Genomic DNA, 20,652 nt, shown 5'->3' on the forward strand with positions numbered 1-20,652 from the left:
ATTTCTTTCTTTCACTTAAAATGCAAAGAATCTATCTCAGAAGAAACACTTATGCAATTTTACCGTGAATGTAGTTTTTACATTCGGTTCACTCTCCAACACAATCTCTCCACCGAGCTGCTGTGCAAGAGTCTGCGCGATCGTAAGCCCCAGACCATTCCCCTGAATCCTTCTGTTTCTGGAATCCTCCATTGTAAACAATCGCTCAAATACATTCCCTGCAAATTCTTTCTCTATCCCTTTTCCTTTATCAATCACATCAATATAAACATCATTTTTCACCGATCTGAGAACAAGTCCCAAATACCGCCCATCCAAGCCATACCGGATCACATTGGAAATAAGATTATATAAAATACGATGAAGCGCCTCTTTATTCCCCATAATAAACACTGCTTCCTCCGGAATTTTTACTTCAACCTGAAACTCTTTTTGTTTCAGCAATTCATAAAAGTCCAGGATATTCTCGCGGCAGACTTCACAGATATTTATCCTTGAAATCTCCAGTTCCATATCTCCTGCTTCCAGCTTCGCAAGTGTAAAAAACTGATTGATCAGTTCCATGACTCTCTTTGCCTTCTGTTCTACTTTCAGAAGCATTTCATCCTCCTTGTCACCATTTATCCGCATAATCTCCAGATAGCCTAATATGACTGTCATCGGAGTCTTGATATCATGCGAAATGTTGGACAGCATCTTTTTTGCTGAAATCTGTGAACGGCGATAATCCACTTTCATTTTTCTTTGATTTTCCAGCAAACGGTTGATCTGTACCAGTAGTTCCATGAGAGCTTGTTCATCTGTGAACATCATAATATTCTCATCGCTGTCCGTATCTTGTATTTTTTCCAGCTTTTGACTGATTTCTTTTAATTGCTTCTGTATTCCTCTTCGAAAAACAAACTGTTGATAAACTACAATACAAATCAGCACTGCAATACAGATGCACAGGAAAAATAAAATTATCTCATTATTCATGACAGATCTCCCAGCTTATATCCGATTCCCCATACCGTAATGATATATTTCGGAGATCTCGGATGCTCTTCTATTTTGTTCCGCAGCCTGCTGATATGAACATTGACCGCATTTTCATCTCCTAAATAGGCATCATTCCATATCAGAGAATACATCTGTTCTTTGGTATATACTTTTTGGGGATTCTGAACGAGCAACTTCAAAATTTCAAACTCTTTTGCCGTCAGATCTATTTTTGTCCCATTTTTCTCCACTGTATAATTCGTCAGATTTATAGTAAGATCTCCCATCATCAAGACTTCTTGCTCTTCCGGCTTTGAATATTGGGTACTTCTTCTGATATTTGCCTTAATACGAGCCAATACTTCTGTTACTGAAAATGGTTTCGTAATATAATCATCGGCTCCAAGACCCAGCCCCAGCGTCTTATCTGCATCCGTATCTTTCGCAGATACAATAATGATGGGAACTGTACTGTGCGTTCGAATATGCTGCATCACTTCCATACCGCTGATTTTCGGTATCATCAAGTCCAACAATACAAGACTGTAGGATTCCTTCTCAAACTTCTCACAGGCTTCCTCCCCATCAACCGCACAAATCACCTCATAGTTTTCTGCTTCCAGATAGCTTTTGAGCATCTGGCTGATTTCTATATCATCTTCCACCAATAACAACTTCATAACTGCCCTCCCAAACTTCGTTTCATACTTTTGTCTGATGTCGATATTTTACCATAGACACACATTTTTCGAAAGGTAAAAACAGATTGCAAGTTGCTATGACATTTAAACCTTAAAAAGGCGACCATGTTTCCAACCTTTCGTTGTCCGCATAGTCGCCTTATAAATCATTCTCTCTATTCTCTTATCTTCTGATATTGAATGCCTGGATTCCAGGATATACCGCACTCTCACCCAGTTCTTCCTCAATCCGAAGCAGCTGGTTATATTTTGCCACACGTTCGGAGCGGCTTGGTGCTCCTGTTTTAATCTGGCAAGTATTTAATGCCACGGCCAGATCCGCAATGGTGGTATCTTCTGTTTCACCGGAACGATGAGAAGATACTGCGGTGTAACCTGCCTTATGAGCCATCTTGATTGCTTCAAGTGTCTCGGATACAGAACCGATCTGATTTAATTTGATCAGAATGCAGTTTCCGCAGCCTGATTCAATTCCTTTTTGTAATCTTTCTGTGTTCGTAACAAATAAATCGTCACCTACAAGCTGTACCCGGTCGCCAAGTTCTTTTGTCAGCTTCTGCCAGCCTTCCCAGTCTTCTTCATCCAGCGCATCTTCAATCGAAATGATCGGATATTTGTCCACCAGCTGTTTCCAGTGCTCGATCAGTTCCTCGGAGGTAAATCTGGTTCCTGCCTTAGGAAGGATATACTCCCCTTTTGCAGTTCCTTTCCATTCACTGGATGCTGCATCCATGGCAATCATAAAATCTCTGCCCGGTTCGTATCCTGCGCTTTGGATTGCTTCCAATATATACTGGATTGCCTCTTCATCACTCGCAAGATCCGGTGCAAATCCTCCTTCATCGCCGACAGAAGTCGCAAGCCCTTTTGATTTCAGAAGTGCAGCCAGTGCGTGGAATACTTCTGCGCACCAACGGAGCGCTTCTTTGAAGCTTTCTGCTCCAACAGGCATAATCATAAATTCCTGAACATCTACGGTATTTGCCGCATGTGCGCCGCCATTTAAAATATTCATCATCGGAACAGGAAGTCTGTTTCCGGAAACACCGCCAAGGAAACGATATAATGGAAGCTCCAGGGACTGTGCCGCTGCTCTTGCCGCTGCAATCGAAACTGCCAGGATCGCATTTGCGCCAAGTTTTGACTTGTCTTTTGTGCCATCTGCACGGATCATCGCCTGATCCACTGCATAGATATCAGATGCATCCATTCCTGCGATTGTCTCTGCAATGACCGTATTTATATTTTCAACTGCCTTTGTGACACCCTTTCCAAGATATCTTGCTTTATCTCCGTCTCTTAATTCCAATGCTTCAAATTCACCTGTAGATGCTCCGCTCGGCGCTGTTCCTCTTGCCACTGTACCGTCTGCTAAGGTGATTTCTGCTTCTACTGTAGGATTTCCTCTGGAATCTAAGATTTCTCTTCCGACTACTTTTTCAATTTCTAAATAATTCATAGATTCGTCTCTCCTTTTATCACACATTCTCCCTTAAAGATGTCCCGCAGGCGATACCGCCTTTGGGGACATCCTGCTATGCCGCATTCAGCAGTTACGACATGGAAAGGGCTTTACATGATTTATTCTCAGTTAGTTATCGCTAACCTTGAATTCAATATAACACATCCGTATTATGAAATCAACATTTTTATTGAGAATTATTTTCATTTATCATTCTTCTGTAAACAGATATCCGGAAAAATCATATTTATATACCCTGTAAATATAGTATTTCGAGAGATTCATCTGGAACTGTTTTACCAGTGTTCCATCTTCCTTGTATTCTCCGATCAGTCCCTGCATCTAGGAAGTAGTTCCCGAAGAGAGGTCTGTTGCGATCTGGTCGATCTGACTCCAGTCATAATCCGGTCTGGACTCACTGTATCCTAAATTGTTGTTAAACAGATACAGATAATACTGTCCGTCAGGCAGTGAATCATCTGTCACGTAAGTCACCGTATGCTGCCCGCCGGCACTGGAAAAGCTTCCGTTACTCTCATCTTTCGTAAGCAGAAGATTCTCATATCCTGTTCCTTCCCAGAAACTCTCTTCTCCGATCATATATGCGATTTCGGGTGCAGTATTCAGATTCTGGATTTTCAAAATAGTAGATGTTTCTCTGGAACTCAATAAAATGGAATCTTCTCCCATCCACTGAATGGTATTGATATGTACCCAGTCCAGATCCTCCTGATCCATTCCCAGACTTTCTTTATAATCTCCAAGCAGATCCTCCAAATCTAAAATACAGGAGACTTCACCTGTGGAAGGATTGAGTTTTAATACACAGTCCTCTACCGTCTGTTTCCCGGTATCTGTTGCCAGAATCAGAAGATTTCCGTCATCATCAAAAACATAATCATGGTGCAGTTGATAGTTTCCCAGATCATAGACTTGCTCCACCATACCCAGTTCATTCACTGCTGCAATTTTTGTCTCGGAAATACTGTAATACATCCGATCATTCTCAAATACCAGCCGATGGCTTCGATATCCGATCAGCGGAACTTCTCCGCTGATCGTTCCATTTTCATCATAATAGTACATAAAATCGACATCATCACTGTCATTTCCAAGGATGACATACAAGCCGGAATCCGGAAGCGAAATCTGGCTGCTTACATCTGTCTGACCTGCTGTCTGCTTCAGCTGTACCTCTTCTTCTCCTGCAAGACTTCCCATTTTGTATTTGCAGGAAGCAGTGGTTATGGTTCCGTCTTCTGCTTCCGGCGTAAAGGTGATCGTATTTTCCATATCCGGAATGAGACCTATGACCTGAAATTCATGTTCTGTGGTATAAGTCTCTTCCTGATTGACTTTTCCTCCAAAATCTGCAATTTCGCTATCGGGCACAGAAACAACATAGGAGACAGAAACCGGTTCTTCTGTTGCAAAATAGACATAAAGAGACAGCGTATTTGTTCCAAACGGATTTTGTTCCACCAGCATTTTCTCTGTTGTATACGTTCCTGATTCCTTTGCTGTTTCCAGCCGTTTTTTTACTGCCTCCTGATACTCTGTCGTATAAATTTCTTTAATCTGTTCTTTCTTTCTGGATGTTTCCTCTGCTGCTTTTGCTTCCGCCTGTCTTGCCTGATACTTTGTAAATCCCAGGACTCCAATCACTGCAGCCGCAGCAAGAAAAATCCCAAGCACTGCTCTTTTGATCCATTTCATACGTTCTATCCTCTCTTTTATATACAGACATTCTCTTTAAGCTACAGACGATACACTTCATCTGCCGCGGCGGCTACCTCTTTTGAATGTGTCACAAGAATTACACACCGTCCATCCTCATGTGCCAGATTCAGGAAGATTTTCATAATTTCATTCTGTGTATCCGGATCCAGGTTTCCGGTCGGCTCGTCTGCCACCAGAATCTGCGGACTGTACGACAGTGCCCTTGCGATCGCAACTCTCTGCTGCCCGCCGGAAAGCTTTAAGATCCGGCGATCTGCCTCCTTTTGTCCAAGCGCTACTTTTTTCAGGACTTCATCCGCATGTGCTTTTTTGTCTTCACATGGATACCCCGCAATATCCATGGAAAGAATCACATTTTCTCTGGCAGTCAGTTTCGGCAGCAGATTAAAACTCTGAAAGATCACGCCGATATCATGGCTGCGATAATCATACCGGTTTAAAGAAGAGATATCCTTTCCGTTTAGCAGGATACTCCCGGAAGTCGGAGTCGCAAGCCCGCAGATCAGGGAGAGAAGTGTGGTCTTCCCTGCCCCCGATCTCCCGGTAATCGCATAGAGCTTTCCTTTTTCAAAGGAATAACTGATATCAGACAATACTTGATTTCCTTTTTTTTCATAAGAATATGATACTTGGTTTAATTCTAAGATACTCATTTTTCTTCCTCCTAATCTCGGTTGCTCAGTATTTTCAATGGATCATAACGCATGATAAAGATCAGTGCCGTGCAGCCGGAAATCAGTGTCAGTAAAATTCCGATTCCCATCATTTCCAGAATCACCTGCATATCCGTTGCCGAAGAAATGCTGCTGACATAATTGGCTGCCTGTGCAAATCCAGGACCTCCTGCATTTGAAACCTCCGGTGCCTCTGCTTTTTCTTTCGATCCGCCAGGCTGTTCCGGCGCTTCTGTGCTACCCTGCGCACCTGTTTCTCTTCCAAACCACTGCTCTTGTCCAAAAGAAGAGGAACTCTCAATCTGCTGTGCCAGAAGGTGATTGGTCACCGGTACAGAAGAAACCGCTCCGATTCCGGCTCCGATGATCAATGCACAGAATGTAATACAAAGAGATTCTGTCAGAAACTGTACTGCGATCTTCCATTTCTTCATTCCAATCGCCGCCAGAACTCCAATCTCATATTTTCGTTCCCGAATTGCAAAAATATGCAGAACGATCAGGATCACTGCCCCGATTGCCAGGATGACCATCAGGAAATATCCTGCATATTCACTCAAATGCTGAAGTGGCTCCAGGCTCTCTTCGTAAGAAGTAAGGTCACTGGAAGAAACCGTGTAGTCGTCAGAAAGTCCCATCTCTTTGACTTCATCCTGGAATTTTTCATAATCTGACACAGAATCAAATGCATAGGTTCCGTTCAGCATCGAACGAAGGCTGTCGTTGTCGTCTCCCCTGTTGTACTGTCCGTTGTTGTCGTTGCATTTTCTTCTGACTGTGTCAGGATTGTTTCTAATATCTGATAGCTGACATAAATCTGATTGGAGCTGTCTGCTCCTGCCATAAATCCACCCATCATGCTGGAAGCCGAATCGCTTGTAGATTCTGTCTCATAGATTCCCGCAATCGTGAGTGTATACGTTTCATCCTCCTGATTCGGATTGGAAAGCGTAATCGTATCTCCAACTGCCAGATCATTGTAAGATGCCAGCTCCGAACTGATCACACAGGTATTGTCTGCCGTTCCCTCTGCAAACATCTCCCCTTCGGTGATGGAGCTGCTGCCGTCAACAAAATCTTTCATTGCAGAATCTGAGCTGTAGCCTGTGATCGTAAAATCTCCCTGGGTTCCCATTCGGCCAATGTCATTTAGTTAAGACATTGAGTCGGCAGCCTCTTGCAGAGCAAGGTATATAAAAATATATACCCTGCTCTTTTTTTGTAAAAAATCCTTGACAAATATAGAAAAATTTGCGGCGAAGCCACTTAAATGTATTACATTTTGGAGGTAACGCTTATGATATTTGCGGAACATGTAAAAAACAAATTGTCATCTTTAATCCATGAAATGGCGACCGCCTCATGGTTGTTTTCAAAAAATCCAGAAGTTGATTTTTCACGGAACAGAAAACTTGATTTTGTATCTACAATTCAATTTCTTCTTTCTATGGAAAGTGGAAGCTTAAAAAAAGAATTGCTGGATTATTTCCAGTTCTCTGTCGATACCCCGTCTGCTTCAGCGTTCTGTCAACAGAGAAACAAACTACTTCTGGAGGCATTCCAGTTTTTGTTTTATGAATTTAATTCTTGTTTCTCATTCGAAAAAAAGTATAAGGATTATCAACTATTAGCTTGTGATGGCTCAGATTTGAACATTGCCCGTAATCCAAACGATGCAGGCACTTATTTTCAGTCTCAACCAACTGATCGGGGATTTCATCAGATTCATCTGAATGCTCTTTTCGACCTGTGCGAGAAGCGATATATTGATCTTGTGATACAACCTGCAAGGCTAGAAAACGAATCATTGGCAATGACACAAATGATTGACCGTTATAAAGGAGAGAAAAAAACAATTTTTATCGCAGACAGAGGATATGAAACATATAATATTTTTGCGCATGTCCAAGAAAAAGGAATGTATTATCTGATTCGTGTAAAGGATGGCGGTGGGGGAAGCATGACAGGAAGTTTTGACCTTCCTGATGAAAATGAGTTTGACCACGACATGCAACTTATATTAACCCGAAAACAGACAAAAGATGTGAAAGCTAAACCCAAAAAATTTAAATTTATTGCAAAATCCAGTCCATTTGACTATCTGGATTTATATGACAAAAAAATTTATACGTTGAATTTTAGAGTAGTAAGGTTTGCCATTTCAGAAGATTCGTATGAAAGTATAATTACCAATCTTCCAAAGGAAGATTTTCCAGTAGAAGAAATAAAGAAGGTTTATGCAATGCGATGGGGCATCGAAACATCGTTCAGGGAATTGAAATATGCTATCGGATTATGTTGCTTTCATTCAAAAAAGGTGGAGTATATCGTTAATTTAGGCAGATAGCAATCTGTCTTTTTGTGCTGCATAAATATAAGAGCAAGTTTTTATAAAAGAAAAATCAGGCAAAGATAGTGAATTTTCTACCTCTGCCTGATAGGAATACATCTGCTTAATGTCTTAACTAAATGACATTGTGTTTCCAAGCCCTCCCAATTTATCTGCTTATATTCAATTTGCTCATCAACGCTTCCTGTAGTACTTGCGAAAAGTTTACTCCCATCGACACAGCTTCTTCATTTAACCATTCCGGAATACTAAGGGTTTTCTTTACCGCTTTTGAATTGTGCTTCCTTTGATATTCCAACATATCAAATTCTACAATCACAATCGTTCCATCTTCATTTTGAATTTTATCCAAATCGGAAGGATCCGGAATTTCTTCTTTCTCTTCCTTCCTGTTCACTAAAGCAAGACCCAATGCTTCTACTGCCATTTCGTAAGCCTGTTTCATGTCATCTCCTTCAGTAAAACATTCCGGAAAATCTGGAAACGAAATCCAAAATCCGCCTTCTTCCGACTTATGAAAAAGTGCCGGATAGAATAATTTTTCCATACGTAATACCTCCATTTATTTTTCAGGCAGGATTTTATTTTAACCCTGCCTGCTTTAATATTGCTTGCTCCAAACCCTTTTTCATAGCCTTGGAGTGATAAGGAACGATTACCGTTCTTCCAGTAGACCGGTTCTTCATTGTAATATGAGAACCATTTTGTCTGATTTCCTCAAACCCGTTTTTCTTGAGATATTTAATCATCTCTCTCGGTGTCATTGGCATCTTTTGTATCTCCTTTCCTTATCATGGTTATATTATATCACGTATTTTTACGTATATCAATGTTTTTCTGTAATATTACGTATCTCATTCTTTTTTCTAATCTGCTTAATTACCTGATTCACGTATGTACTCAGAATACCCACATCTAATGTAAACGGTAACACTTAAAAACAAAAAAATATGATCAAAATCACCTATTTTGCTTTGTTTTATATTATACTGACACTATATGCCTTCCCGGCAGACTGACGATAACGAGGTGATCCTATGCAAAACATGAACTATTATTATGACTTTTCCGGACAGAAATTCAATCATCCCTTAAGTCTTAGCATCAACAGCTTTGACCGCAAAGTATTTTCCAGACAGACCAGCCTGGAGCTTTCCTATGTTCTAAAGGGCAGTTATGAGGTGATCACAGAACACATCTCCCACTCCCTGACAGAGCAGGAACTGGCTGTGATTGCACCGGACGAGATCCATATACTGAAAAAACTGCAGCCTGAAAGCGTGATTCTGACCATTCACATTGATTTTGAGCGGATTCCGGAAAATATGCTCGGTTCCTGTAAAAATCTGTTCCATACAATTTTGTGTACTCCGGTAAGCAATGCCGCTCTTTTGCGCTCCCTGAAAGAAGAAATCCGTCGGCTTCTTATGGTTCTTTTCAATGGAGATTCCGCAGATGGAACTGATCTGTTTGCCCTCAATGAGATTATGATGAAGATCCTCTGCATTGCAAAAAAGCAGCGCAACACACCTTTTGAACAGCTTCCTGTGGACTCCACTCACCACGAGAACTACGTGCGGGCAATCCAGTTTATCGACCGCCATTATCAAGAGGATATTCACCTTACAGACATTGCAAAAACGCTTTCTTTCAGCACCAGCTATACCTCCAGACTGTTCACCCGCTATACCGGACTTTCCTTTGTCAAATATCTGTCCTATGTGCGAGTCCGGGAATCTCTGGAGGACCTTCTGGAAGGGAAAGCTTCGATTGAAGAGATTTCCGGAAAATGCGGGATGCCAAACTCCAAGGCCTACTCTCAGATTTTCAAGGAACTCTACGGCATTACACCGAGCACCTATCGGAAGCGTTTCGTAAAAAATCTGCTTCCTCTTCCGGAGCAGGAAACACGTCCGATGGAATTCACACAGAAACAAAAAGAACTGCTTACAAAGGTCTTTCATCTGGATGATACAAACCGTCTTCTCTTTCACGCAGAGGGGATTCAAATCGTGTCAGATGGCGATACACTCCTTTGTACACTTTCTGATGCCCGTCAAAAAGAACTGCTTCTCTCTCAGAAAGAGGACGATATTGTTCTGACGATACGGCCTTCCTGCACAGGAACATAACTGTTTCCTTTCTGTTTTCAGGCATTTTTTGCTATGTTTTTTACAGGAAAATCTATTTTTGCAAAAAACACGACAAATTTTGCCCTGTATTGTGTTGGGAAAGAGAGGATATTTCTGTCTCTGCATATTAAAATAAATGTAGAATTGTACAGGAGGAAATCAAATTATGAATACATATCCAAAACTCTTCTCCCCGATCAAAATCGGAGAAACTACTGTAAAAAACCGCGTATTTATGCCGCCGATCTCTACAAATCTGGCTGACAAAGGATACGTAACAGATGCTTTGGTGGAGCACTACGCTGCCCGCGCGAAAGGCGGTGTCGGACTGATTGTAACAGAAGTAACAACTGTAGAGCCTACTTATGTATATCTTCCGGGAGATATGTCCATCTGTGACGACAGCTATATCCCGGGATGGGAAAAGCTGACTGCTGCCGTCCACAAGTACGGCACAAAGATTTTGCCGCAGCTTTTTCATCCTGCTTACATGGCATTCCCGATCCCTGGTACTCCGCGGCTGATCGCTCCGTCTTTTGTAGGTCCTTACTATGCCAAGGAAGCGCCAAGACCGGTCACTGTTGAAGAACTGCAGGTCATTATCCGCCAGTTCGGCGAGGCTGCTCTGCGTGTAAAAAAAGCAGGCGCTGACGGAGTGGAAATTCACGCCGCTCATGCACATGGACTCCTTGGCGGATTCCTTTCTCCGCTCTACAACAAACGGACAGATGCCTATGGTGGAGATATCAATGGACGCTTAAAACTGACTCTTGAAGTCATTGCCGAAGTCAGAAAAATATGTGGAAAAGATTTCATCATCGATGTACGTATTTCCGGAGATGAATATTCAGACGGGGGTCTGAATTTAAATGATGCCATCTATGTTTCCAAACAGCTCGAAAAAGCCGGTGTGGATATGCTTCATGTTTCCGGCGGAACAACGATCAAAAGAGGAAGCTCCATTCCTGCACCCGGAACAAAAATGGGATCTCACAGCGCGCTCTCCGCAGAGATCAAAAAACATGTTTCGATCCCGGTGGCAACTGTGGGACGCATCACAGAACCATGGCTGGCAGAAGAACTTCTGGAAAATGATAAGGCAGATATCTGCATGATCGGCCGCGCAAATCTCTGTGAACCTGAATTCTGCAACAAGGCTCAGGCCGGACACGAGGAAGATATCCGTCCATGTATCGGCTGTCTGCGCTGCTTAAACGGCATTATGTTCGGAAAACGGGTTGCATGTACTGTCAATCCTTCTCTGGAACCGGAAAATGAAGACACCATCACCCCTGCAAAAGAGACAAAAAATGTCCTTGTTATCGGTGGAGGTCCTGCCGGAATGGAAGCTGCTTACGTTGCTGCAAAACGCGGACATCATGTTGTACTTGCAGACCGTCAGGATTCCCTTGGCGGAACCGTTCGGATCGCTGCCGTTCCGATTGCAAAACAGGATCTGACACAGCTGATCAAATATCAGGCACACAAACTGGAACAGGCCGGCGTAAAGGTTCTTTTAAATACGGAGGTTACACTGGAAACAATCCAGAAGGACTATCCAGATTATGAGGTCATACTCTGTGCAGGTGCGACTCCGATTGTTCCTCAGTTTATGACACAATTTAAAGACTGGATGACTGCGGACGACGTCCTCTATGGAAGGAAGTTCCCGGGACGCAAGATTGTAGTCATCGGCGGAGGCTCTGTCGGATGTGAAACCGCAGATTATCTGGCTCCGGTTCTGAATGACCGTTTCCCCAGAAACCGGGAGATTACTCTGATTGAAATGGCACATGAGATCATGGAAGCAGAAAGTGGTCCGGGAAGAAGTCTGCTTGTCCAGAGAATGATGGAAAAAGGAATCCAGATTCTCTGCGATGCAAAAGTGGAAGAAGTCAATCATACCGTGATCAAATATACAAAAGATGGAAAGACTCACGAGATTACAGATGCCGATACACTCGTTCTTGCAATGGGATACCGTCCGTCTGACACTTTAGAGGAACAGCTGACCTCTGCAGGAATTACCTGTCATGTACTGGGCGACTGCAAAAAACCTGGAAATATCAAAGATGCTGTAACAGAAGGATATCAGACTGCATTGAATTTATAAAATAGAAAAGCTGAGATTTTATCATTCAATTTCCGATGATAAATCTCAGCTCTTTTTTATCGTTTCTTTCCTCTCCCGACGCTTTCTCCCAGCCTTACTTTTGTTTCAATCCCATTAAGAGAATTCTCCCAGATATCCGGATCCGGCATTGCCTTTCCTTTTTGTGTGAGCAGAATGATCGTAGAACCTCCAAATGCAAAATTTCCTTTTTCCTGACCTCTTCGCACTCTTGCCGCCTGATGGCGATTTTCAATTTTTCCCACCATCATTGCCCCTACTTCCATCATTAAAACCGTCCCAAAATTTTCTGAGCAGAGCAGCGAAAACTCTCTTGCATTCTCTTTATAGATTGGGAAACTGTCATTCGCCACCGGATTGACCGTATGCAATACTCCCGGTATTTTCACGTTTTCCGATTTTACTCCATCATCCACATAAATGTAACGATGATAATCTTCCACACAAAGCCGGAACACCCATGCATACCCGCCTGCATAGCGTTTTGCAAGCCCTTCATTTTTCAAAAGACTCTCTGTACTGTAGCTTGTATGTTTGATTTGAAACCGGGAATTTTCTTCAATTTTATAGACACTGAGTCTTCCGTCACAAGGACTGATCAGCCTCTCTGGCTCCCGAATGATTCTTCGTGCTCCCGGAAGTGCTTTTCGTTTAAAAAATTCATTGAAAGAGCGGTACTTTTTCTGCTCATACTGATACATCGGAATCTTGTTCTTCTGGATAAACCACGCAATCAGCACTCTGGAGGCCCGAGAATCCAAAAACGCAGCTCCGATTTCAGAGATATGTGGATTGATCAGTCCCTTCATAAGAAACCTTCCTGTTTCATGCGTGTAAATCCATTCCAGCAGCCGATCCTGTCCTGAACTGCATTCTTCTATGTTTCCTCTTCTGTCTGCCAGCTTCATCCTTTTTACCTCCTTATTGATCTCATCCTTTGAAAACTACATATGCCGGAAAAACCGCGCTCTGCAGAACTCCCACCATCCTCCGTTATAGAACAGGATGAACAGGACTGCGACTCCTACGATTCCGACAAGAACTGCCAGTTCTTTATTCGTTGGTTTGCGGAACTTAAAATCTGCCACAAACAAGATACCGACCACTGCCACTGTAATATGCAGTGCATACAGAAACCAGTGATATCCCGGAAGTATCAGCGATACTACAAAGAGCAGCGGCAGTACGACTGACATGGATGTGATTGGAAGTCCCTGATAGTATTTTCGATTTTCGCTGGTCTCCTGCTGCCGTTTGGTCTCCATGACATTAAAATATCCAAGGCGGATTACTCCGGCAAGCCCATACAGTACTAAAATTGCCATACTGTAAATACGGCGCATGCCCAACTCATAGCATAATACAATCGGAAACACTCCAAAACAGACCACATCACACAGAGAATCAATCTGAATTCCGAACTGCTTCTCATCCTCTGTTCTGTTTTTCTTCGTTCGCGCAATCTTTCCATCAAACATATCGCATAATCCGGAAAGCGCCAGACAGAACACAGCCCACTTTGGATGTCCTGTAACAGCACAAAAAATGCCGATTATTGATGAAGTAAAACTAATATAAGTCAGCACCACCGTATAATCATAAAATCCTATCATCCCTCAACACGCTCCTTTATACACTTCTTTTGTTCTCTTACTTTTTCATTTCCTATCGTAAGCTGCGCCACCACTGTAAATGCAGCACTGATCAGTAATTCTGCATAATATCCCAGTCCCCGGCTTAAAACCATACCCGGAAGCAGCAAAGATCCGAACACCGGGCGAAAAATATTCAAAAATAATGTTTCACTGATCCCCATACCACCGGGAAGCGGCAGCATATCTACCGCAACTGCTATCACTGCCTGAAGAAACAGAATATCAAAGAATGAAGTTCCTGACAGTCCAAACGCCCGATACACAAACCAGGTAGCTGCAAACAAGGCCATTCTCTGAACAAATGTAATTCCGGATACAACCACGATCACGCCCATATGCTCTTTTAAATATACTGCCGTTCCCCGGTAAGTATCCATAGATGCATCCAGCTTTTCCAGCCGTTCTTCTTTGTGTTTCATCAGGCGCAGCTTTTCCAGCAAATGGACGCCTTTTTTCAGGATTTCCTTTGTCAGCACCGGATGAAATACAAGAACTGTCATAAATACCACACAAAACACATTCAATCCCAATCCCAGATAATAGACCGGCAGAATGCCTTCCAGATATCTGTGCAGAAATCCCTGACCAAATATGAGAATCCCGATTCCGATCACAACCAGGACCAGCTTATATGTAATCGTCACAATCATCAATACTACCGTCGATACTGGAATCGGTATCTTTTCTTTCTTCATATAGTATATCTGCATCGGCTGTCCACCGCTTGCCGACGGTGTAATGCAACTAAAGAAAAAACCAACGGAAGAAAACAGAAAACAAGACCGTTTCTTCAACCGGGTTCCATACGATTTCATCATATACCAGATAATAATTGATTCTGACCATATAAAGAATAATACCAGAGCCACTCCCGGCACCAGCCATTGCCACTGTGCCTGTCGAATGGAGTGCATCATACTCTCAAGGTCTTCTCCTCGAAAAACACCATATACAGTCAGACCAAATACAAGTAATAAAAATAAAATATTAAAAACTGCTTTTTTCTTATCTCTCATGTCGTGCTCCTCCTGTCAAATGAAAAATACAGCTTTGTATCCTTTCACAAAATCTTTGATATATCCGATACCACTGTGTTTTCCCGGAAACCGTAAAACAGATCTGCGCCAGGATAACACCACCTGCCACATCCCAGACAACATGCTGTTTTGTCATCAAAGTGGATAAAAACACGCAAACTGCAATCACACAGGACAGGTATTGATACCATTTCGGAATCTCCTGCCCCCCACGAATTCCCAGAAAACAAAACCAGCTTACCAGGCAATGAATGGAAGGAAACAAATTGTCCGCGGCATCAATGGAATAAAGCCAGATCACGGCCTGATTCCAGAATCCGTCTGCCACAATCTCCGGTCTGGTATTGGTCGTCGGAAACAAGACAAAAAAACAGAAACAGACAATCCGGGATATTGCATCTGCTGTAAAAAAGCGATATACACTCTCTTTTTCCTGTCCCGCAATCAAAATGTAATTGATTCCCCAAAACAGATAACATCCAAAATAGATTACCAATGTCCAGGGTATGAAAGGGATCCTCTCATCCAACACAGTCTCAATATTGTAATGATATCGCCCGGATGCAATCCATCTGGCACCATTATATGCCAGTGAGTTCCATAACAATGCCAGTAAAAGCGGCACAATCCCGTACGCCGGAATCAGTTTCTTCCTTACATTGTTCTGTCTGTATCTCATCTTGCCTGCTCCTTCTTCTCCAACATTTGACAGTGTTTAGTATAGTCGTTTTCTGTTTCTTACTCAATAGTCTTTACTGTATCTTTAAGAATCTTTAAGAAATCTTAAAGATTAGAGAGCCTGTTTCCAAGCTCTCCAATGATTATCTGCTTATATTTAATTTTCTCATCAGTGCTTCTTGAAGAACCTGAGAATAATTTACCCCGGCTCTCGTAGCCGCCTCATTCAACCACTCTGGTATGGTTAATGTTTTCTTCACTGCTCTATTATTATGCATTTTTGCATATTCAATTGTATCGCATGCGATATAATTCACAAATTCTCCGTCCTTTAACTCGACTTCTGCCGGAACAGAGACCTTTCATTTTTATTGTGGCGGATCCATGGAACTGATATAATAAAGGTATCAAGAAAACGACAGATCAGAGAAAGGAAGGGGAGCAGAATGGTTATTTGGCTTCTATTTTTAGCAATTATCCTGTGGGTCAATTTACCATCCATTGTACAGAAATGCCTTACGAATAAACTCATAAATAAAGATTACCATCCATCAAATGGACCGCTAAAAATGATTGAATGGTTTCGTCTTTACCCACTTAAAAAGTTATTGCTAGCCTTTATATGGGGATTTTGTGCTTATCAGTCTGTACGGGGATTTAGAATAGTGTGGATTGAAAAACATCAAGAAGTTCTATGGATCGAATTATTCTTTCTTTGTTTTACTTTGTTGACCGCATATAAAATATGGAAATATATCAAAACGCCCTATCATTGTGCAAAGTTCAACACGAATGTTTGTCAGTAAAAATTGGTTCGTTATAAACGGAAACCTCTATGCCAAAAAGTATATAAAGGATTTGCGCTATGTATTTCCAGGAACCAGAAATAATACAATATGGATTACTTATTACAACAATAAAAGACTGACTCTGCCTTTTTCAAGCATTGATTTGTCAGGAGATAACGGCGAAGAAATGAAACGAATACTTAATAAAATAATGCGGGGAGACCAGAGCATTGTCGTAAATGCAAAATAGAAAATCAGGATTATCCACTTAAATGGTAATCCTGATTTTCTATTTTCTCTTCAGTTCTAATTAGTCTTCTGCAACATCTTTCATGCTGAAGCTGAATCTTCCCATTTTATCTTTTCCAAGGCATACAACCTTCACAACATCTCCAATGTTCAGAACATCTTCTACCTTGTTGACTCTCTCTTTGGAGATCTTGGAAATATGAACCATTCCTTCTTTTCCAGGTGCAAACTCAAGAAATGCTCCGAATTCTTTGATGCTGATTACTTTTCCTTCAAAAAGCTGTCCTGCTTCAAAATCTGTTACGATCGTTGCGATCAGCTTCGCTGCTTTTTCCATCGCTTCTTTTTCTGTACCGCAGATAGAAACTGCTCCATCGTCTGTGATATCGATCTTCACTCCAGTCTGCTCGATGATCGCATTGATCGTCTTTCCTCTCTGTCCGACAACATCGCCGATCTTCTGTGGGTCGATCTGCATCTGAATAATCTTCGGTGCATAAGTTCCCACTTCTTTTCTAGGTTCTGCAATTGCTTTATTCATCACTTCATCCAGAATGTAAGTTCTTGCTTTCTTTGTCGCTGCGATTGCTTCTTCAATGATTGGTCTTGTCAGTCCGTGGATCTTAATGTCCATCTGGATCGCTGTGATACCCTTGTGTGTACCAGCCACTTTAAAGTCCATATCTCCGAAGAAATCTTCCAGTCCCTGGATATCTGTAAGAACCAGATAATCATCGTCTGTCTCTCCTGTCACCAGACCTGCTGAAATTCCGGCAACAGCTGCCTTGATCGGCACACCTGCTGTCATCAGTGACATACTGGACGCACATACGCTTGCCTGAGAAGTAGAACCATTCGATTCAAATGTCTCAGATACCGTACGAATCGCATACGGGAACTCTGCCTCGCTTGGAAGTACCGGAAGGAGTGCTCTCTCTGCCAGTGCACCGTGACCAATCTCACGACGTCCCGGTCCTCTGGATGGTTTTGTCTCTCCAACAGAATAAGACGGGAAATTGTAGTGGTGCATATATCTCTTGGAAGTCTCTGCCTCATCCAGTCCGTCGATTCTCTGTGCTTCTGAAAGAGGTGCCAGTGTTGTCACTGTACAAATCTGAGTCTGTCCTCTTGTAAACATCGCAGATCCATGAACTCTCGGGATCAGGTCTGTCTCTGCTGCCAGCGGACGAATCTGATCGATCGCACGTCCGTCCGGACGTTTGTGATCTTTTAAGATCATCTTTCTGACAGTCTTCTTCTGATACTGATAAACTGCTTCCCCTAACACTGCCAGCCATTCTTCGTTCTCTGCAAATGCCTCTTCCAGTTTTTCTGTAATGACACGGATATTTTCTTCTCTTGTCTGTTTGTCATCTGTAAAGACTGCTTCTTCCATCTCTGCCGGTGGAACGATCTCTTTAATCGCCTCAAACAGTTCTTCCGGAACCGCGCAGCTTGTATATTCATGTTTTGCTTTTCCGCATTCTGCCACGATCGTCTCAATAAATGCGATGACTTTCTGGTTCAGTTCATGTGCCGCAAAAATAGCCTCGATCATCTGAGCCTCCGGAACTTCATTTGCTCCGGCTTCGATCATGATTACTTTCTCTTTTGTAGATGCAACTGTCAGCGCCAGATCCGATACTTCTTTCTGTGCTGCTGTCGGGTTGAATACAAATTCTCCGTCAACCAGACCAACCTGAGTCGTAGAGATCGGTCCGTCAAACGGAATATCTGAAATACTTGTGGCAATCGCCGCACCAAGCATTGCTGTCAGTTCCGGACTGCAGTCCTGATCAACAGACATAACCAGATTCTCCAATGTCACGTCATTTCTGTAATCCTTCGGGAACAGAGGACGCATCGGTCTGTCAATGACACGACATGTTAAAATTGCATTCTCAGAAGCCTTTCCTTCTCTTTTGTTGAATCCTCCCGGAATCTTTCCGACTGCATAAAGTCTCTCATTGTACTCTACACTCAGCGGGAAAAAGTCAATCCCGTCTCTTGGCTTCTCAGATGCTGTCGCAGTACAGAGAACTGTAGTATCTCCGTAGTGCATCAAAACCGCACCATTTGCCTGCTTTGCCACTCTGTCAACATCCACGCGCAGAGTTCTGCCGGCAAGTTCCATCTCAAATTTCTTATACATAATATTCTCCTTTTTGTTTGAAACATTTCCCGGAACAAGTGTCTCCGAAACTACTGAAAAAAACACCGGAAGCTTTCGATATACTTTTCAGTGGTCTCGGGTATACATACTTGTCCGCAATCTAGATTATTATACCATAGATATGTATGAATCGCAAGAAATAAAAAGACCTCTGCCTGCCGGATAAACCGACACAGGCAGAAGTCCCTCTTCCATGAATTATTTTCTTAATCCAAGTTTTTCGATCAAAGCACGGTATCTTTCGATATCTACTTTTTTCAGGTATGCAAGCAGTCCACGTCTCTGTCCTACCATTTTCAGAAGTCCTCTTCTTGAGTGGTGGTCTTTTGGATTTGCTTTGAAGTGATCTGTCAGCTCGTTGATTCTTGCTGTCAGGATCGCTACCTGTACTTCCGGAGATCCTGTATCTCCTTCACTTCTTCCAAATTCTGCAATAATAGCCTGTTTCTTTTCTTTTGCGATCATCGTATGATCCTCCTTTAAACTTAATAATAAACCGCCTGGTATTAAGTAACGGTCGGAGTTGTCCGATTACCGAACACCGGCTGAATCCTAAGGTAGTATACCACAGGGATTTTCGGATGTAAAGTCCTATTTTTTCAACTCGATTTTCAAAACAGTATCGATTTCATCCGGCAGCGGATAACTGAATACCGGATTTTCACCCAGCGCCACAAACGGTGTATCTGAATACATAGCTGTATTCCATGCCTCACCCCTCTGCACCTGCGCTCCGCTGGAAAGGAAGGTGATTGTTCCTACCTCCTGCGGGCTGATTCCATACAATGAGAGTGCTCCCAGAGGCGTTTCATAAATATGGGCATATACCGTGTTTCCTTTTTGTGTATAACGTCCCCATTCCGGCTTGTCATACTCGGAAATTCCACATTCATAAAGACTTTCTCCGTTTTGCTCCATCCATTCTCCTACCTGCGTCAGAATTTCCTGACTTTCTTTCGGAATTCTTCCTTTTGCATCCGGTCCTACGTTCAGGATAAAGTTTCCGCCTTTGCTGACACATTCAACCAGTTTGCGGATAATGGTCTGTGATGTTTTGTAAGTATGATCATAATAACAGTATCCCCAGTGGTTGTTCATCGTTGCACAAAGCTCCCACGGGATCGGTTTTCCGTTCAGATCTTTCATTCCTCCCGGCGGAATGATCATTTCCGGACTTGCGAAATCTCCGCTGTAAATATTCGGATGATCTGTTACGATACTTCCGTTCTTCTCTCCGGAACCTTCCAGACGATTGTCAATAATAACATCCGGCTGATGTTTTCTGACCATACGGATCAACTCTTCTGCTTTCCATGTATCTTCACACATGTTGTCATAAGAGAAATCAAACCAGAGAATATCCAGCTTTCCGTAATTGGTCACCAGTTCTTCCACCTGGCCATGCATATATTCCAGATACCGGTCAAAATTGATATTTTCATCTTTATACGCCTCATTTCCGCGCATTGGATGGTGCATATCATTGTATTTCGGATAGTCCGGATGATGCCAGTCAATCAGTGTAAAGTAAAGCCCTACTTTTAATCCTTCCGCACGGAATGCATCCAGAAATTCCCGAACCAGATCCCGTCCGGCCTTTGTATTTGTCGCTTTATAATCTGTCAGTGCAGAATCAAACAAACAAAATCCATCGTGATGCTTTGCAGTCAGCACCGCATATTTCATACCTGCTTTTTTTGCCAGTCTTGCCCATTCTCTCGGATTGTAATCCGTTGGATCAAACTGCTCGAAATATTTCTCATATTCTTCTACTGTCATTCGTTTTTCGGACATTACCCACTCGCCCAGCGCCGGAATGGCATACAGTCCCCAGTGGATAAACATTCCGAATCTTTCTTTCCGGAACCATTCGGTCCGATTCCATATTTCCTGATTCATTA

General features: G+C 42.5%; 20 protein-coding genes and 1 pseudogene. 3 read left to right on the top strand and 18 right to left on the bottom strand.

Annotation, left to right across the window (positions count from 1 at the left end):
* Nucleotides 1-36: 36 nt before the first annotated feature.
* The 8 genes from FXV78_RS16615 to FXV78_RS16645 all read right to left on the bottom strand — a co-directional run bounded on the left by FXV78_RS16615 (nt 37) and on the right by FXV78_RS16645 (nt 6,693).
* Complete coding sequence (locus FXV78_RS16615; protein WP_004844850.1) at nt 37-978, bottom strand: sensor histidine kinase; 942 nt, start codon at nt 976-978, stop codon at nt 37-39.
* A complete protein-coding gene (locus tag FXV78_RS16620) occupies nt 975-1,661 on the bottom strand; it encodes a response regulator transcription factor (protein ID WP_004844849.1) in 687 nt (228 codons plus the stop codon). The genes FXV78_RS16615 and FXV78_RS16620 overlap by 4 nt, the downstream gene beginning before the upstream one ends.
* A 184-nt stretch (nt 1,662-1,845) precedes the next feature.
* Nucleotides 1,846-3,141, bottom strand: coding sequence for a phosphopyruvate hydratase (eno, locus tag FXV78_RS16625; protein WP_022037434.1), 1,296 nt, complete (start codon nt 3,139-3,141; stop codon nt 1,846-1,848).
* Between the two features lie 213 nt (nt 3,142-3,354).
* Entirely contained in the window at nt 3,355-3,486 is a 132-nt protein-coding gene (locus tag FXV78_RS18490; RefSeq protein WP_004844847.1) for a hypothetical protein, read from the bottom strand.
* Nucleotides 3,487-4,860, bottom strand: coding sequence for an aryl-sulfate sulfotransferase (locus FXV78_RS16630; RefSeq protein WP_004844846.1), 1,374 nt, complete (start codon nt 4,858-4,860; stop codon nt 3,487-3,489). It abuts the gene before it with no gap.
* Nucleotides 4,861-4,901: 41 nt separating this feature from the next.
* Nucleotides 4,902-5,537: an ABC transporter ATP-binding protein gene (locus tag FXV78_RS16635; RefSeq protein ID WP_004844845.1), complete on the bottom strand. Its 636-nt coding sequence runs from the start codon at nt 5,535-5,537 to the stop codon at nt 4,902-4,904.
* An 11-nt stretch (nt 5,538-5,548) separates the two neighbouring features.
* Nucleotides 5,549-6,265, bottom strand: coding sequence for an ABC transporter permease (locus tag FXV78_RS16640; RefSeq protein ID WP_004844844.1), 717 nt, complete (start codon nt 6,263-6,265; stop codon nt 5,549-5,551).
* A complete protein-coding gene (locus FXV78_RS16645) occupies nt 6,259-6,693 on the bottom strand; it encodes an ABC transporter permease (protein WP_064787016.1) in 435 nt (144 codons plus the stop codon). The genes FXV78_RS16640 and FXV78_RS16645 overlap by 7 nt, the downstream gene beginning before the upstream one ends.
* A gap of 162 nt (nt 6,694-6,855) precedes the next feature.
* Here FXV78_RS16645 and FXV78_RS16650 point away from each other — a divergent pair, with 162 nt between their 5' ends.
* Nucleotides 6,856-7,905 (top strand): IS4 family transposase, encoded by a 1,050-nt coding sequence (locus FXV78_RS16650; RefSeq protein WP_233447385.1) that lies wholly within the window; start codon nt 6,856-6,858, stop codon nt 7,903-7,905.
* Nucleotides 7,906-8,056: 151 nt separating this feature from the next.
* On the opposite strand, the gene FXV78_RS16655 is transcribed toward FXV78_RS16650, so the two are convergent.
* Entirely contained in the window at nt 8,057-8,455 is a 399-nt protein-coding gene (locus FXV78_RS16655; RefSeq protein WP_039960233.1) for a type II toxin-antitoxin system HicB family antitoxin, read from the bottom strand.
* Between the two features lie 34 nt (nt 8,456-8,489).
* Nucleotides 8,490-8,678, bottom strand: coding sequence for a type II toxin-antitoxin system HicA family toxin (locus FXV78_RS16660; protein ID WP_004844840.1), 189 nt, complete (start codon nt 8,676-8,678; stop codon nt 8,490-8,492).
* A gap of 267 nt (nt 8,679-8,945) precedes the next feature.
* Between FXV78_RS16660 and FXV78_RS16665 the strand changes: the two genes are divergently transcribed.
* Together FXV78_RS16665 and FXV78_RS16670 are read left to right on the top strand one after the other, a co-directional pair.
* Nucleotides 8,946-10,040: a helix-turn-helix transcriptional regulator gene (locus tag FXV78_RS16665; RefSeq protein ID WP_004844838.1), complete on the top strand. Its 1,095-nt coding sequence runs from the start codon at nt 8,946-8,948 to the stop codon at nt 10,038-10,040.
* A gap of 166 nt (nt 10,041-10,206) precedes the next feature.
* Complete coding sequence (locus FXV78_RS16670; RefSeq protein WP_004844837.1) at nt 10,207-12,153, top strand: oxidoreductase; 1,947 nt, start codon at nt 10,207-10,209, stop codon at nt 12,151-12,153.
* Nucleotides 12,154-12,209: 56 nt separating this feature from the next.
* Here FXV78_RS16670 and FXV78_RS16675 read toward each other — a convergent pair whose 3' ends face one another.
* The 8 genes and pseudogenes from FXV78_RS16675 to FXV78_RS16710 form a co-directional block, all read right to left on the bottom strand.
* Nucleotides 12,210-13,079: a phosphatidylserine decarboxylase gene (locus FXV78_RS16675; RefSeq protein ID WP_004844836.1), complete on the bottom strand. Its 870-nt coding sequence runs from the start codon at nt 13,077-13,079 to the stop codon at nt 12,210-12,212.
* Nucleotides 13,080-13,115: 36 nt separating this feature from the next.
* Nucleotides 13,116-13,784, bottom strand: a complete 669-nt coding sequence (locus tag FXV78_RS16680; RefSeq protein WP_004844835.1) for a CDP-alcohol phosphatidyltransferase family protein — start codon at nt 13,782-13,784, stop codon at nt 13,116-13,118.
* The gene (locus tag FXV78_RS16685) at nt 13,781-14,842 is read right to left on the bottom strand and encodes a lysylphosphatidylglycerol synthase transmembrane domain-containing protein (protein WP_004844834.1); all 1,062 of its coding nucleotides are present in this window, start codon (nt 14,840-14,842) and stop codon (nt 13,781-13,783) included. Before FXV78_RS16685 ends, FXV78_RS16680 begins: the two co-directional genes overlap by 4 nt.
* Nucleotides 14,832-15,542: a phosphatase PAP2 family protein gene (locus FXV78_RS16690; protein WP_004844833.1), complete on the bottom strand. Its 711-nt coding sequence runs from the start codon at nt 15,540-15,542 to the stop codon at nt 14,832-14,834. The genes FXV78_RS16685 and FXV78_RS16690 overlap by 11 nt, the downstream gene beginning before the upstream one ends.
* A gap of 142 nt (nt 15,543-15,684) precedes the next feature.
* Nucleotides 15,685-15,840 (bottom strand): annotated as a pseudogene (locus tag FXV78_RS16695) (toxin-antitoxin system, antitoxin component, HicB domain protein); the annotation flags it as partial.
* 799 nt (nt 15,841-16,639) lie between these two features.
* Nucleotides 16,640-18,730, bottom strand: coding sequence for a polyribonucleotide nucleotidyltransferase (locus FXV78_RS16700; protein ID WP_009244303.1), 2,091 nt, complete (start codon nt 18,728-18,730; stop codon nt 16,640-16,642).
* 219 nt (nt 18,731-18,949) lie between these two features.
* Complete coding sequence (rpsO, locus tag FXV78_RS16705) at nt 18,950-19,216, bottom strand: 30S ribosomal protein S15 (protein ID WP_004844770.1); 267 nt, start codon at nt 19,214-19,216, stop codon at nt 18,950-18,952.
* Nucleotides 19,217-19,342: 126 nt separating this feature from the next.
* Nucleotides 19,343-20,650, bottom strand: a complete 1,308-nt coding sequence (locus tag FXV78_RS16710; RefSeq protein ID WP_004844769.1) for an alpha-L-fucosidase — start codon at nt 20,648-20,650, stop codon at nt 19,343-19,345.
* Nucleotides 20,651-20,652 lie beyond the last annotated feature (2 nt).

The sequence above is a fragment of the Mediterraneibacter gnavus ATCC 29149 genome, from assembly GCF_008121495.1.
Classification (GTDB): domain Bacteria; phylum Bacillota; class Clostridia; order Lachnospirales; family Lachnospiraceae; genus Mediterraneibacter; species Mediterraneibacter gnavus.